Genomic DNA, 13020 nt, shown 5'->3' with positions numbered 1-13020 from the left:
GTGGGCGGGCCTGCCCCGTCAGGCGGTGACCGGCCGGGACCAGGCGGGGGCCGTGCCGGTCAGACGGCACAGGGTCAGATAGAGCGGGATCGGCGGCGTGTACGGAACGGTGCCGTCAGGTCGGTGGATGAGGCCGGGGAGGGCCGTGGAGGGCGATTCCGCCAGGATGCCGTCGGTGACGTAGCGGGCGGGGGCCGGCCAGTCCAGGGCGTAGTCGGAGTCGGAGGGCACCAGCCACCACCAGTGCGTCTCGTCGGCGTACACGCAGCCCACACGGGGCAGCCGGGGCAGTACGGGCGGCCCCAGCTCTGCCGGAACCCCCACGGCGTCGCAACCGAGCGGCGCCGTCATTCCCTCCGGCACGGTCAGGCGTCGCGGACCGCGGGGTTCGGGCAGTTCCCGCCGGACCTGGACGAGCCGGTTCAGGCTCAGCCCCGGACCGCGGCCGGGGGTGCCGGTCATCCCCGGCCCCGCTCTCGCCCGTGCCCGGGCGGCGGTGAGCCCAGGGCGAGTGTCCCGGGGTGCGGCCGGTGCGGGGCGTGGTCCGCGTCCGAGGCGTGCGGCGCGGGCCGGTGCGGCCCTGTGGTGTGGTGGGGCTGGGAATGCTCTTGGTGCTGGTGCTGGTGCTGGTGCTGGTGCTGGTGCTGGTGCTGAGGGTGGGTGTGGGGTGACGCGTGGCCGTGGTCCTGACCGGCCTGCGTGTCGCGTATGCCCTGGGGAGGCTGCTCCCGCTGGGTCGACTCCTCCTCGCCGCCCCCGTCCGCGGGGTTCCGCTGCGGGCGGGCGCCCCACCCGAGGTCCCCGCGCGGTGCGCGGGAGGTGTCTTGGTGGCCGGTGCGGCAGGAGGACGGGACGGCCGGTTCGAATGGTCCGGACGGTCCGGAGGCTCCGTGTTCTCCGGAGCGGTGCAGACCCCCGGTGCGGCCTGCGGTGGACTCCTGCGCGGGAGCGCCGGCCTGGTGAGGGAGCTCTGCCCAGACGAGCAGTCCGGGGCCGTGCTCCTGGGCCCCCCAGGCGTGGCAGAGGGCATCGACGAGCAGCAGTCCCCGTCCGTGCTCCTCGTCGGGGCGCTGCGGGGACGGGTGGGGTTCGCCGGGTGCGCAGCCCTCGTCCCGCACGGCTATGCGCAGCAGACCGTCACCGTTGGACAACTCGCACACCACGACGGTGCTCGCCGTGTGCACGATCGCGTTGGTGACCAGTTCGGATACGACCAGAGCGGCCGAGTCGCAGGTGTCCTCGCACACCGCCCAGCCGTCCAGCCGAGCCCTGGTCAGGCGTCTCGCCTGCGCGGGGGAGCCCGGGTGCGCGGCCAGCTCGAACCGGAACCGGCGCTCGGTCGCGGCCTGGTCGGGGCCTGCTCCCGCGGCGGCACCGAGACCGGCGGGGCGGCCTGCGGCGGCGTCTGTTCCTAAGGGGGCGGACGGAATCACGCTTGCCACTATCGCCCCGCCGTGAACACTTGGCAAGTGTCACTCTGAAAAATGCAGAGTGCTGTGTGACGCGGTGGAGGGGCGTGGCACACTGCTCGCAACAGCACGTCCCGCGGCGCCAGTTGGGATCGCCGGAGTTCGGTACGGATCCGTACGGAATTTCGAACAGGTCTTCGCATGGCGCCGCAGGGCTGTCGGGATTCTTTTCGCGCGCGGACGAGCGCGTGACCGTGCGAGTACGTGGAGTTCGGGAGGTGGAGCGTGAGCGAACCGCGGTCCGCGCCGACCGTGGGCCAGGTGGTCCTGGGGCGGCGCCTGCTGGATCTGCGGGAACGCGCCGGCCTCAGGCGTGAGGAAGCCGCCCGCATCCTCCGCGTCGCGCCCGCCACCGTCCGCCGGATGGAGATGGCCGAGGTCGGTCTCAAGATCCCGTACCTGCAACTGCTGCTGAAGGCCTACGGAGTCGGCGACGAGGAGGCCGAAGGGTTCGTCCAGCTCGCCGAGGAGGCCAACAGGCCCGGCTGGTGGCAGCGCTTCCATGACGTCCTGCCCGGCTGGTTCTCCATGCACGTCAGCCTGGAGGGCGCGGCGAGCCTGATCCGCCAGTACGAGCCGCACTTCGTGCCCGGCCTGCTGCAGACCGAGGACTACGCGCGCGGGGTGCTGCGGTCCGGCGCCATCGGCCAGACCCGGCCGGAGGACATCGAACGCCTCGTCGACCTGCGCATGCGGCGCCAGGACCTGCTCACCCGCGAGGACGCGCCCCGGCTGTGGGTGGTCATGGACGAGACGGTGCTGCGCCGCCCGGTCGGCGGCCCGGAGGTGATGCGCGCGCAGATCGGCAAACTGCTCGACGCCACGAAGCTGCCCAACGTGACACTGCAGGTCGCCCCCTTCGCGAGCGGACCGCACCCCGGCACGTACGGGCCCTTCGTGCTGTTCCGATTCGCCGTTCCGGAGCTTCCGGACATGGTCTACAGCGAGTACCTGACCGGCGCCGTCTACCTCGACGCGCGCTCCGAGGTGGCCACTCACCTGGAGGTCATGGACCGCATGGCGGCGCAGGCCGCTACGGCACATCGCACGAAGGAGATCCTCCGGGATCTCCGCAAGGAGCTGTGAATGGATCGCATCAAGCCGCGCAAACGGGTCTACAACGGCATGCCCGCGCGGGACTTGGGCAGCGAGGGCTGGCACAAGCCGTGGAGCGGCGGCAACGGCGGGAACTGCCTGGAAGCGATGAAGCTCGCCGACGGCCGGATCGCCGTGCGGCAGTCCACCGATCCGGACGGCCCGGCGCTGATCTACACCACCGACGAGATGACCGCATTCATCGAGGGTGCCAAGGCGGGAGAGGCGGACTTCCTGCTGTCGTGAACTGATTGCCGTTCTTGCTGAGCCACACCCCTTGTCCGGCGCCGCACCACGAACCGCGAACCCCGTGGCCCCTCCGACTCGGCGCCCAACACACGCTCCCTGCCTGCCCGCCCGACCGCGGCCTGTGCTCGCCGCCCGCGCCGAGTGGCCGGCGCCAAGCCGCCCGCGCCGAGCGGCAGGCGCTGGGCCGGGACGACAAGGTCACCGCCTGGCGTCGGGCAGCACGGCGCACAGGGCCTCCAGAGCGGCCTCGTACGCGTGCTCGGCGGGCGCGGCGTACCCGACCACGATGCCGTCCCCTGCCTCGCGGCCCGCGCCGGCTCCGTCGGTCCCCGATGTGTCGGCAAACTCGGTGTCTGCGGTGTGTGCGGTGTCTGCGGTGGCGCCAGCGGCTTCCCCGGTGGCCGTGGGTACTCCGGTCACCGCCGCCCTATTGCCCCGTCCCTTGCGCGCTGTTGCTTCGGCCGCTGCGGGGGCCCCGATCGCGGGGGCCGAGGGGTGGCGGAAGTCGGCGAGGCCGTCCAGTGCGACTCCGTGCCGGGCCGCCGCCGCCACGGTGGCCCGCTCGGTGCCGGCCGGCAGCCGCAGCACGGCGTGCAGCCCCGCCGCCACCCCCGTGACCCGGACGTGCGGCGCATGCGTGGCGAGCGCCGTGACCAGCCGGTCCCGGCGGCTGCGGTACCGCTGCCGCATCCCGCGTACATGCCGGTCGTAGGCTCCGCGCCCGATGAAGTCCGCCAGGCACAGCTGGTCCGGGACGCTCGCCCAGCCCTCACGCTCGCCCTTGGCCGCCAGTACTCCGTCGACGTACCGCTCCGGTAGCACCAGCCAGCCCAGCCGCAGCGCGGGCGAGAGACTCTTGCTGACCGAGCCGACGTAGACCACGTGGTCGGGATCGAGTCCCTGCACGGCACCGACCGGTCTGCGGTCGTAGCGGAACTCCCCGTCGTAGTCGTCCTCCACGATCACCGCACCCCGCGCGCGGGCCCAGTCGATCACCGCCGCCCTGCGGGCCGGGTGCAGCGGGCCGCCGGTCGGGAACTGGTGGGCGGGGGTGAGCAGTACGGCCCGCTCCCGCGCCAGCCGCTCCACGCGGGCGCCGTGTTCGTCCAACGGCAGCGGCACGGTGCGTACCCCGGCCGTCGCCAGCAGCGCCCGGTGGAAGGGCAGGCCGTACGCCTCCACGGCCAGCGGGCCACGCAGTACACCGCCCGCGCCCTGGCCGAACAGCAGCCGAACCGCGTGCGCGAAACCCGAACAGATCACGATGCGCTCCGGTGTCGTGCGGACGCCCCGCGCGCGTGCCAGGTACTCCGTGAGCGCCTCACGCAGCTCGCGCCGACCGGCCGGGTCGCCCGGCCCGAACACCTCGTTGGGGGCCTGCTGCAGCGCCCGCCGGTACGAGGCCAGCCAGGCCGAGCGGGGGAACGCCGACGCGTCAGGTATGCCCTGCCTGAGGTCGTGGTGCGGCCCACGCGCGCGTGTCGGCGACGGCCCGCGTCCGCGCGCGTTCGCTGCCGGGGGCCGCAGCCGCCCCGACCGTCCGAGAGGTGGGGCGGGCGGCCCCATCGCGACCCGGGTGCCCGAGCCCTGCCGGGCGCTGAGCCACCCCTCCGCCACCAGTTCCGCGTAGGCGTCGGCGACCGTGTTGCGGGCGACCCCGAGGTCGGCGGCGAGAGAACGGTACGGCGGCAGCCGGGTGCCCGGGGCGAGCCGCCCGTCGCGCACGGCCTCCCGCAGCGCCCGGATGAGTGCAGCCCGTCGCCCGCCCGGCCCGGCAAGCTCCAGATGCAGGTCGGCGCCGATCCGCTCCACGGGGTTGACCCACGGTTCCTCCATGGCCCAGCACCCTACCGGCGGTCTTTTCGGTGGCCTGGGCGGAAGGACATGACGACATCTTCGGTTGCGGGCGGCCGTGAGGATGGTTACGGGCGGCCGTGAAGGGGACGGCGGCGACGAAGGCGGGACGCCGACGAGCGCCGGTGACCCCTCAGACGGTCATCGGCCGGTCGTACGGCGAGATAGGCGCGGGCAGCCGCGAACTGCCCGTCAGATGGCGGTCCACGGCGGCGGCCACCGCCCGCCCCTCCGCGATCGCCCACACGACCAGCGACTGCCCGCGCGCGGCGTCCCCGGCGGCGAACACCCCGGGGACGTTCGTCGCGAAGCCGCGGTCGCGGGTGATCGTCCCGCGCGGCTCCAGCGCAAGCCCCAGCTGCTCCACGATTCCGTCCTCCCGATCGGGCCCCGAGAAGCCCAGGGCGAGCAGTACCAGGTCTGCGGGGAGCGTCCGCCCGGTGCCGGTCACCGGACGCCGCCCGGCGTCCACCTCCACCAGGTGCAGCGCCCGTACGTGCCCGGCCGCGTCCCCCGTGAAGCGGAGCGTCGAGGCCGCGAACAGCCGGGCGTCGGCGTCCGCGGCCGGTGCGGTCCCCAGCTCGCGTGCCTCCTCGTGCGCCGCCGACAGCCGGTAGATCCTGGGATAGGTCGGCCAGGGCTCGGCGGCCTCGTCCCGCTCGGCGCCCGGCTGGATGTGGATGTCCAGCTGTGTCACCGACGCGGCACCCTCGCGGACCGCGGTGCCCAGACAGTCCGCTCCCGTGTCACCGCCGCCCACGATCACCACGTGCTTGCCGACTGCCGACAGCGGTGACACCGCCAGATCGCCCGCGCACACCCGATTGGCCAGCGGCAGATACTCCATCGCCTGGTGGATACCGGCCAACTCCCTCCCCGGAACCGGCAGTTCCCGCCACGCCGTCGCCCCGGTGGCGATCACCACCGCGTCGTAGCGCGTCCGCAGCTCCGCGGCACCGATGTCCCGCCCCACGGCCGTCGACGTACGGAATCTGGTCCCCTCGGCGCGCATCTGGTCGATACGCCGCTCCAGATGGCGTTTCTCCATCTTGAACTCGGGGATGCCGTAGCGCAGCAGGCCGCCGATCCGGTCGTCCTTCTCGTGCACCGCCACGGTGTGGCCCGCCCGGGTCAGCTGCTGCGCGGCGGCCAGCCCGGTCGGCCCCGAGCCGACGACCGCCACCGTCCGCCCCGACAGTCGCTCCGGCGGCCGCGGCGGAACGAAGTCCTCCTCCCAGGCCCGATCGGCGATCGCGCACTCCACGTTCTTGATCGTGACGGCGGGCTGGTTGATCGCCAGCACGCACCCCGCCTCACACGGCGCCGGACACAACCGTCCGGTGAACTCCGGGAAGTTGTTCGTGGCGTGCAGCCGATCACTCGCCGCCCGCCAGTCCGACCGCGCGACCAGGTCGTTCCACTCCGGGATCAGATTGCCCAGCGGGCAGGCGTCGTGACAGAAGGGAATGCCGCAGTCCATGCAGCGGTCGGCCTGCTTGCCGATGATGGGCAACAGTGCCCCGGGGGCGTGCACCTCGTCCCAGTCCCGTACCCGTTCGTGAACCGGTCGGTACGGCCAGTCCCGGCGGGGAGTGGTCATGAATCCCTTGGGATCGGCCATGGCGTCTTCCTCGCTCACGCGTGCGGCAGGCCGAGCGTCATCGGGTGGCACTCTTCCGGCCACGATACGTCCGACCCCGCCGACCCGCAGAAGCCATGCCCCACCCGCCCGCGCCGGTCAGCCCTCCTCCCGGATACCACCACCCCTGCGTGCAGCCTCGGTCCCCGGGTCACTGCCCCCGACGCCCGCTTCCTTCCGTGCCCCTTCTTCCCTCCAGAGGCTCCCCGCCCCGCCACAGGTGCAGCACCTCCTCCACCGCCGGCGCGATCCGCCGCCGCGCCTCGTGTCGCACCATCCCGTTCATCAGCAGACGGTCGTACGGCGTGTCCACATGCCGCACGGACGCCACGACAGCCGACACCACCGCCCCCTCGGACAGCGCGCGGCCGGCGGCGCTGCGCCCCACCCGTCCGCTGCCGCGCACGGAGGCGTGCGCGGCTATCTCGCTCGCGCGATCCGACGGGCAGCCCGGGAAAAGCCGCCGGATCTCCGCCGCGAAGGCCGCGATGAACCGTTCGTCCAGCGCCGATCGCCGCCGTGCGTCCCGCGCCCGGCGCCGCCGCCGGGCCTCCGCGTCCGCCAGACAGCGTGCCTCGGCGCGGGCGCGCGCCGCCTCCTCGACGAGGACGCCCTGCCGTTCGTAGCGGGCCTTGCGCCGGTTGAACCGCACGACGACCGCCGACAGCGTGCTCTCTTCGCGCGACCGGCGGGTCAGTGCCGTGTCCCCACGCGGCAGGAACACCAGGTGCCCCAGATCCGCGCAGTCCAGGCACCGGGGTGCGCCTCCTTCCAGGACGAGCAGCGACAGCGGACCGCGTCGGCAGGCGGCACAGTGCCGGCGCCGGACCGGCTGGAGGACGAGAGGCCCGCCGCCCCGCCCGGAAGGAGCCGCAGCGGCGGTCACCGACTGCGTCGGGACGGGGGCGGTCGGTTCCATACGCCTTCATTCCCCTGTCGGCCCGCGCCCCACGCGTCCACCGGGGGGGCGACCGGCACCGGGCACGGCGCGGCGAAGGTGCCGTGATCCCGTCGCGCACGGGTCGGTGTCCCACCCGGGTGCCGGAGCCGGGCGAAGACGCCGAGGGAGATCATGTCCGTGGTCGTCTCGTGGTCCGCGACCAGCAGCACCAGGGCCTCGGCGAGCATCGCGCCGACGCGGGGCGGCTCTCGGGCACAGCGGCCCTTGAGCCGGGCCGATGCCCGAGGCCGGGACACCGGGCCGAACGGTGAGCGGGACGGGAACTGACGCATCATGGCCGTGTGCGACTCGAAGCGATCACCTGGGACCGGCTCGGCGACCGCCTCGCCGAACGACTGCTCGACCTGGAACCCGCCGACGGCGGCGCCTGGCCCCGCGTCGCCCTGGACGGGGCGCCCGCTGCCCGCCCCGGCGACCTCGCCGACCGCGTCGCCGAGGCACTGCGCGTCCGGGGGCGTCCCTCCCGTGTGGTCGACACCCACGGCTTCCTGCGCCCCGCCTCGGTCCGCCTGGAGTACGGCCACCACGACCTGGAGGCCTACTACGGCGGCTGGTTCGACACCGGCGCCCTGTGGCGGGAGGTGTTCGGGCCGCTCGAACCCGGCGGCGACGGGCGGATCCTGCCCGACCTGTGGGACCCGGTCACCGACCGCGCCACCCGCAGCGCCTACGTCCGACTCCCGCCCGGCGGCGTCCTGTTGCTCCACGGCCCCCTCCTGCTGCGCCACTGGTTCCCCTTCGACCTGACCGTCCACCTCCTGCTCTCCCCGCCCGCGCTGCGCCGCCGCACCCCGGAGCCCGAGCAGTGGACACTTCCGGCCTTCGAGCGCTACGACAACGAGGCCGACCCCGCCGCCACGGCCGACGTCCTGGTCCGCGCCGACGACCCCCGGCACCCCGCGTGGAACGGCGGGCCCGCCTGACCGCCGACATGCGGGCGCCGTCCGGCCCGGCGAGAATGTAGGGCGCCGGGACAGCGGCGCGCTCTGCGCCGCGCCGGCCGTCCGGCACCAGGAGGTACCCCATGACCACCGCCGGTGACATCATGCACCGGGGCGCCCAGTGGATCCCCGCCCACGAAACCCTCGACCGCGCCGCCCAGCTGATGCGTGAACTCAACGTCGGCGCCCTTCCCATCAGCGATGCCGACGAACGGCTCTGCGGCATCCTCACGGACCGAGACATCGTCGTCGGCTGCGTCGCCATGGGCCACGACCCGGCCGAGGTCACCGCCGGCGAGATGGCCCGCGGCACGCCCCGCTGGATCGACGCGAACGCCGACATCAGCGAGGTTCTCCAGGAGATGAAGGAGCACCAGATCCGTCGGCTCCCGGTGATCGACGACAAGCGGCTGGTCGGCATGATCAGCGAGGCGGACCTCACCCGGCATCTCAGCGAGGAACAGTTGGCCGGCTGGGCCGAGAGCGTCTACGCCAGGACCACGCCCTCCCCGCACTGACGTCCCGCGACGGCCCGGCTCAGGCGCCGACCGGCGTCAGAGCCAGCCGTTGCGCCGAAACCCCCGGTACAGCACCAGGCAGGCGACGGATATCACGCCCATGACGAGCGGATAGCCGTACTTCCAGTGCAGCTCCGGCATGTGCTCGAAGTTCATCCCGTACATCCCGCAGACCATCGTCGGCACGGCCACCACCGCGGCCCATGCCGTGATCTTCCGCATGTCCTCGTTCTGGGCGACCGTCACCTGGGCGAGATGCGCCTGCAGGATCGAGTTGACCAGCTCGTCGAACGCGGCGATCTGCTCGGCCGCCCGCAGCAGATGGTCGGAGACATCCCGGAAGTACGCCTGTATCTCCGGATCCACCACACGCATCGGACGGTCCGCCAGCTCCAGCAGCGGGCGGCCCAGCGGCACCACGGCCCGCTTCAGCTCCAGCAGTTCCCGTTTGAGCTGGTAGATGCGGCCCGGGTCGGTCCGTGCCCCGTCCTCGGAGAAGACCTCCGTCTCCATCTGCTCGATGTCCTCGTGCACCGAGTCGGTGACAGTGAGGTACTCGTCGACCACATGGTCCGCGATCGCGTGCAGCACGGCAGAGGGGCCCTTGGCGAGTTGCTCGGGCTCGGACTCCAGCTCCTCGCGCAGCGGCCCCAGCGAGCCATGCCGGCCGTGCCGCACCGAGATCGCGAAGTCGTGCCCCATGAACACCATGATCTCGCCGGTGTCGACGACCTCGCTCGTCGCCGTCAGCTCCTCGTGTTCGACGTAGCAGACCGTCTTGAACACCGCGAACAGCGTCTCGCCGTACCGCTCCACCTTCGGCCGCTGGTGCGCCTCGATCGCGTCCTCGACCGCCAGCGGATGCAGATCGAACAGCTCGGCGATGTCCGCGAACTCCTCGTTCGTCGGCTCGTGCAGCCCCAGCCAGACGAAGCCGTGGCCGCTGTCGCGGACCCGGGCCACTCTCTCCGTCAGCGTCCCGTCGCCCGGTGTCCGCACCCCGTCCCGGTACGTCACGCAGTTCACCACCGACGAACCCAGCGGGGAGCGCGCGGGGTGACTGAGGTCGACCCGCGCCCTGCGCCGGGCCAGTCGCGCCACCCTGCGCAGTCCACCGACCCTGCTGAGGCCGGTGACCCTCCGCAGATTCCCTGCCATGGTCATCTGGATCTCCTCGTGTGGATCTCCTCGCACCGCGTTCCCGCGCCTTGGCCTGTCAGTCTGCCAGCCGGGCGGAATCCACGGGCAAGCCTGTGGAAAGGGTCGATTCCGCTTTGTTCCCCCCTGTGGACAACGGGACTTCGGCGACGTCGGACGGCTCCCCGACGCGTCGACCACCCTGCGAAACCGGGACGACTGGGATGATCGCTGCATGACGCGAACCGACGGATATCTCCTCGACAACGAGCGCCCCGAGGCGGGCGAGCGCTTCGACGCCTTCGCCGTCCTCTTCGACCCCACGACCTTCCGGCACCTCGAACGACTGGGCGTCGGACCCGGCTGGCGCTGCTGGGAGGTCGGCGCCGGCGGCCCCTCGGTGGTGTCCTGGCTGGCGAAGAAGGTGGGGCCGACCGGCAAGGTGATCGCGACCGATGTCGACACCTCGCGCCTGGCCGCCGCCCGGCCACCGGTCGAGGTCCGCGTCCACGACGTGGGCGCCCAGGAACCGCCGGCGGAAGGCTTCGACCTGGTGCACGCCCGGCTCGTGCTGGTGCATGTGCCCGACCGGGAACGTGCGCTGCGGTCGATGATCAAGGCGCTGCGGCCCGGCGGACGGCTTCTGGTCGAGGACGCCGACCCCGCCCTCCAACCGCTGGCCTGCCCCGACGAGCACGGGCCCGAGCAGCGGCTCGCCAACCGGCTGCGCCACGGCTTCCGTACCCTCCTCGCCGACCGCGGTGCCGACCTCTCCTACGGCAGGCGGCTGCCCCGCCTCCTGCGCGAGGCCGGGCTCCGGGGTGTCGAGGCCGACGCGTGCTTCCCCCTGACCTCGCCGGCCTGCGCGGCCCTCGAATCCGCGACGATCCGGCAGATCGGCCCCGACCTAGTCGCCGCCGGACTCGCCGGCCGACAGGACATCGACGACCATCTCGCCAACCTGGCGTCCGGGAGCATGGACCTGGCCACCGCACCGATGATCTCGGCGTGGGGCAGGAAGAGGTAGCCGTCTCCGGCCGCGACGGCTGAACACGGCGTCGACGTACGGCGGTACCCGGCCTGACGCGATGAGGTCGCTCTCGCCCCGTCGTCCGCAGCGGGCTCATCCCACAGGCGCTGCGGACGGGAAGCGCGCGCGCCGGGTCGTGGGGGCCGGTCTGCCGCCGGACCGCTCCACCGCCCGCGCTCCGGCCAGACACCCCTGCGCCACCGCCACCTCGGGGGCCGCTCCGGCGAGCAGTGCCGCCAGGAACGCCCCGGTGAACGCGTCGCCGGCTCCCGTGGTGTCGTGAGGTTCGGCCGGGGCGGCGGGCACCTCCGTGACGACGCCGCCGTCTCGGGCGAGCAGCGCGCCCTCAGCGCCCCGCTTGGCCACCACCATCGGGAAGCGTCGGCTCAGCTCGGCCGCCGCGGCCGCCGTCTCCGGTACTCCGGCGAGGAGACACGCCTCGTCCCGGCTCGGCAGCAGGACGTCCACCCCGTCGGCGAGCGTGAGGAAGCGGTCGACGCCCAGCTCGGCAAGGAAACCCGCCGACGCCGGATCGAGGCTCACCGGCACGTCGCGCGTGCGGGCCGCCTCCAGCGCGACCCGCATCACTGCCCGGCCGGACGCGGAGAACAGCAGGTATCCGGAAAGGTGCAGTCCGGTCACACCGTCGAGCAGCGCGTCGGACCAGTCGGCGGGCTCCAGCCGCAGCGAGGCCCCGCTGTCGGTGAGGAACGTCCGCTCCGCCGCCGCACCCGTGTCGACGAGGCAGACCACCGTCCCGGTCGGCGCGTCGGCGTCCACGACGAGCCGGGGCCGCACCCCGCAGGCGGCCAGCTCCCGCTCGTGCCACGCCGCCGCGTCCGAGCCGACACGGCCCAGCAGCCGCACGTCCGCGCATCCCCAATGCGCGGCCCAGCACGCCACGTTGGCACCCGCCCCACCGGGCAGCGTCCGGATCGCGGCCGCCGTGTCGGTTCCCGTCGCGAGCGGTCCCCGGTACCGGGCGACGACATCGGTCACCACATCGCCGACGACCAGCAGGGCCCCGCTGCCTGCCCGACCGGCGCCGTCCGCCGAGCGGCCCCCGACGGCCCGTCGGCGCATGCCGACCGCGCCACCGGCCCCGCTCTCCGCCCCCTTGTCGTTCCCCGCCGATTCCAGCGGGCCGCGGTCGTCCCGCCGCCTGCTCACGAGGCGGCCCAGGCCGCCGCGATCCGTGCCGCCACACGCACGTTGCCACGCACCGCGGCCAGATTGGCCTCCAGCGACGCCCCGCCGGTGTGCCGCATCAGATAGTCGAGGAGGAACGGGGTCACCGATTGACCGGTGACGCCCTTCTCCTCGCATGCCCGCAGCGCGTCAGCGAGCACCCGGGCGTGCAGGTCGGGATCCAACTGCTCGTCCTGCGGGACGGGGTTGGCGACGATCAGTGCCGACTGCGGCGCGCCCAGCGCGTCCTGCGCGTGCATCACCCGGGCGACCTGTTCCGGCGTGTCCAGCGTCCAGTCCACCGGCTGCCCGGAGTCCGACAGGTAGAAGCCGGGGAAGCGGTCCGTGCCGTACCCGGCGACGGCGACGCCCAGTGTCTCCAGTCGTTGCAGCGTCGCCGGCACGTCCAGGATCGACTTCACGCCCGCGCACACCACCGTGATCCGGGTGCGCGCCAGCAGTCCCAGGTCGGCCGACTCGTCCTGCGTGGCCGTCCACTCACGGTGCACCCCGCCGAGCCCGCCGGTCGCGAACACCCGCACCCCGGCCAGGGCCGCCAGCAGCGCGGTCGCCGACACGGTCGTCGCGCCGCTCGCCGCGCGGGCGAGCGCGAGCGCCAGGTCACGGTGACCCAGTTTGCGGATGCCGTCCTCGTTGGCGATCCGCTCCACCTGCTCCTTGTCCAGACCGACGTGCGGCCGCCCGTCCAGGACCGCGACGGTCGCCGGCACGGCGCCCTCCGCGCGCACCACCGCCTCCAGCTCCAGGGCGACCTGCAGGTTGCGCGGGCGGGGAAGCCCCTGCGCGATGATCGTGGACTCCAAGGCCACCACCGGTCGACGGGCGTCGACCGCTTCCCGAACCTCTTCCGACACCACCAGGGTCACGCGCCTGCCTCCTGTCCGACGGTTCTCCCTCATCTCTGGCGGGCGGCAGCCC

The 13020-nt window shown here is 73.4% G+C and carries 13 protein-coding genes; 5 read left to right on the top strand and 8 right to left on the bottom strand.

Annotated elements, in window-relative coordinates; genetic code table 11:
* Nucleotides 1-18: 18 nt before the first annotated feature.
* On the bottom strand, nt 19-462 hold the full coding sequence (locus tag ACSLTV_RS10695; RefSeq protein ID WP_432136046.1) for a hypothetical protein: 444 nt from the start codon (nt 460-462) through the stop codon (nt 19-21).
* Complete coding sequence (locus tag ACSLTV_RS10690; RefSeq protein ID WP_435612019.1) at nt 459-1433, bottom strand: ATP-binding protein; 975 nt, start codon at nt 1431-1433, stop codon at nt 459-461. The genes ACSLTV_RS10695 and ACSLTV_RS10690 overlap by 4 nt, the downstream gene beginning before the upstream one ends.
* A 261-nt stretch (nt 1434-1694) precedes the next feature.
* On the opposite strand from ACSLTV_RS10690, the gene ACSLTV_RS10685 reads away from it, so the two are divergent.
* Together ACSLTV_RS10685 and ACSLTV_RS10680 are read left to right on the top strand one after the other, a co-directional pair.
* A complete protein-coding gene (locus ACSLTV_RS10685; protein WP_432136047.1) occupies nt 1695-2555 on the top strand; it encodes a helix-turn-helix domain-containing protein in 861 nt (286 codons plus the stop codon).
* Nucleotides 2556-2810: a DUF397 domain-containing protein gene (locus ACSLTV_RS10680; RefSeq protein WP_057580268.1), complete on the top strand. Its 255-nt coding sequence runs from the start codon at nt 2556-2558 to the stop codon at nt 2808-2810.
* A 201-nt stretch (nt 2811-3011) separates the two neighbouring features.
* On the opposite strand, the gene ACSLTV_RS10675 is transcribed toward ACSLTV_RS10680, so the two are convergent.
* The 3 genes from ACSLTV_RS10675 to ACSLTV_RS10665 all read right to left on the bottom strand — a co-directional run bounded on the left by ACSLTV_RS10675 (nt 3012) and on the right by ACSLTV_RS10665 (nt 7225).
* Nucleotides 3012-4649 carry a PLP-dependent aminotransferase family protein gene (locus tag ACSLTV_RS10675; RefSeq protein ID WP_435612018.1) on the bottom strand — a complete coding sequence of 546 codons (1638 nt, stop codon included), beginning with the start codon at nt 4647-4649 and terminating at the stop codon, nt 3012-3014.
* Nucleotides 4650-4800: 151 nt separating this feature from the next.
* Complete coding sequence (locus ACSLTV_RS10670) at nt 4801-6288, bottom strand: glutamate synthase subunit beta (protein ID WP_432156587.1); 1488 nt, start codon at nt 6286-6288, stop codon at nt 4801-4803.
* A 169-nt stretch (nt 6289-6457) separates the two neighbouring features.
* On the bottom strand, nt 6458-7225 hold the full coding sequence (locus ACSLTV_RS10665; protein ID WP_435612017.1) for a DUF2293 domain-containing protein: 768 nt from the start codon (nt 7223-7225) through the stop codon (nt 6458-6460).
* Between the two features lie 323 nt (nt 7226-7548).
* Here ACSLTV_RS10665 and ACSLTV_RS10660 point away from each other — a divergent pair, with 323 nt between their 5' ends.
* Together ACSLTV_RS10660 and ACSLTV_RS10655 are read left to right on the top strand one after the other, a co-directional pair.
* Nucleotides 7549-8190 carry a uridine kinase gene (locus ACSLTV_RS10660; RefSeq protein ID WP_432156585.1) on the top strand — a complete coding sequence of 214 codons (642 nt, stop codon included), beginning with the start codon at nt 7549-7551 and terminating at the stop codon, nt 8188-8190.
* Between the two features lie 101 nt (nt 8191-8291).
* Nucleotides 8292-8726, top strand: coding sequence for a CBS domain-containing protein (locus ACSLTV_RS10655; RefSeq protein ID WP_432156584.1), 435 nt, complete (start codon nt 8292-8294; stop codon nt 8724-8726).
* Nucleotides 8727-8762: 36 nt separating this feature from the next.
* Here the strand turns inward: ACSLTV_RS10655 and ACSLTV_RS10650 are convergent, their stop codons facing one another.
* Nucleotides 8763-9890 carry a magnesium and cobalt transport protein CorA gene (locus ACSLTV_RS10650; protein ID WP_435612016.1) on the bottom strand — a complete coding sequence of 376 codons (1128 nt, stop codon included), beginning with the start codon at nt 9888-9890 and terminating at the stop codon, nt 8763-8765.
* A 208-nt stretch (nt 9891-10098) separates the two neighbouring features.
* On the opposite strand from ACSLTV_RS10650, the gene ACSLTV_RS10645 reads away from it, so the two are divergent.
* Complete coding sequence (locus ACSLTV_RS10645; protein WP_432136053.1) at nt 10099-10890, top strand: methyltransferase domain-containing protein; 792 nt, start codon at nt 10099-10101, stop codon at nt 10888-10890.
* 96 nt (nt 10891-10986) lie between these two features.
* Here the strand turns inward: ACSLTV_RS10645 and ACSLTV_RS10640 are convergent, their stop codons facing one another.
* Nucleotides 10987-11976 (bottom strand): carbohydrate kinase family protein, encoded by a 990-nt coding sequence (locus ACSLTV_RS10640; RefSeq protein WP_432136084.1) that lies wholly within the window; start codon nt 11974-11976, stop codon nt 10987-10989.
* Between the two features lie 83 nt (nt 11977-12059).
* Entirely contained in the window at nt 12060-12968 is a 909-nt protein-coding gene (locus tag ACSLTV_RS10635; protein ID WP_432156583.1) for a pseudouridine-5'-phosphate glycosidase, read from the bottom strand.
* Between the last annotated feature and the right edge of the window lie 52 nt (nt 12969-13020).

The sequence above is a fragment of the Streptomyces sp. bgisy159 genome (assembly GCF_965341775.1).
In the GTDB taxonomy this organism is placed as follows: Bacteria; Actinomycetota; Actinomycetes; order Streptomycetales; family Streptomycetaceae; genus Streptomyces.
The sequence above is the reverse complement of the archived record's forward strand: the minus strand, read 5'-3'. Positions and strand labels throughout refer to the sequence as shown.

Bases quoted from the DNA above. Each gene is read 5' to 3' on its own strand.
- ACSLTV_RS10695 (WP_432136046.1), bottom strand. From the start codon at position 462: ATGACCGGCACCCCCGGCCGCGGTCCGGGGCTGAGCCTGAACCGGCTC.
- ACSLTV_RS10680 (WP_057580268.1), top strand. From the start codon at position 2,556: ATGGATCGCATCAAGCCGCGCAAACGGGTCTACAACGGCATGCCCGCG.
- ACSLTV_RS10675 (WP_435612018.1), bottom strand. From the start codon at position 4,649: ATGGAGGAACCGTGGGTCAACCCCGTGGAGCGGATCGGCGCCGACCTG.
- ACSLTV_RS10670 (WP_432156587.1), bottom strand. From the start codon at position 6,288: ATGGCCGATCCCAAGGGATTCATGACCACTCCCCGCCGGGACTGGCCG.
- ACSLTV_RS10665 (WP_435612017.1), bottom strand. From the start codon at position 7,225: ATGGAACCGACCGCCCCCGTCCCGACGCAGTCGGTGACCGCCGCTGCG.
- ACSLTV_RS10655 (WP_432156584.1), top strand. From the start codon at position 8,292: ATGACCACCGCCGGTGACATCATGCACCGGGGCGCCCAGTGGATCCCC.
- ACSLTV_RS10650 (WP_435612016.1), bottom strand. From the start codon at position 9,890: ATGACCATGGCAGGGAATCTGCGGAGGGTCACCGGCCTCAGCAGGGTC.
- ACSLTV_RS10645 (WP_432136053.1), top strand. From the start codon at position 10,099: ATGACGCGAACCGACGGATATCTCCTCGACAACGAGCGCCCCGAGGCG.
- ACSLTV_RS10640 (WP_432136084.1), bottom strand. From the start codon at position 11,976: ATGCGCCGACGGGCCGTCGGGGGCCGCTCGGCGGACGGCGCCGGTCGG.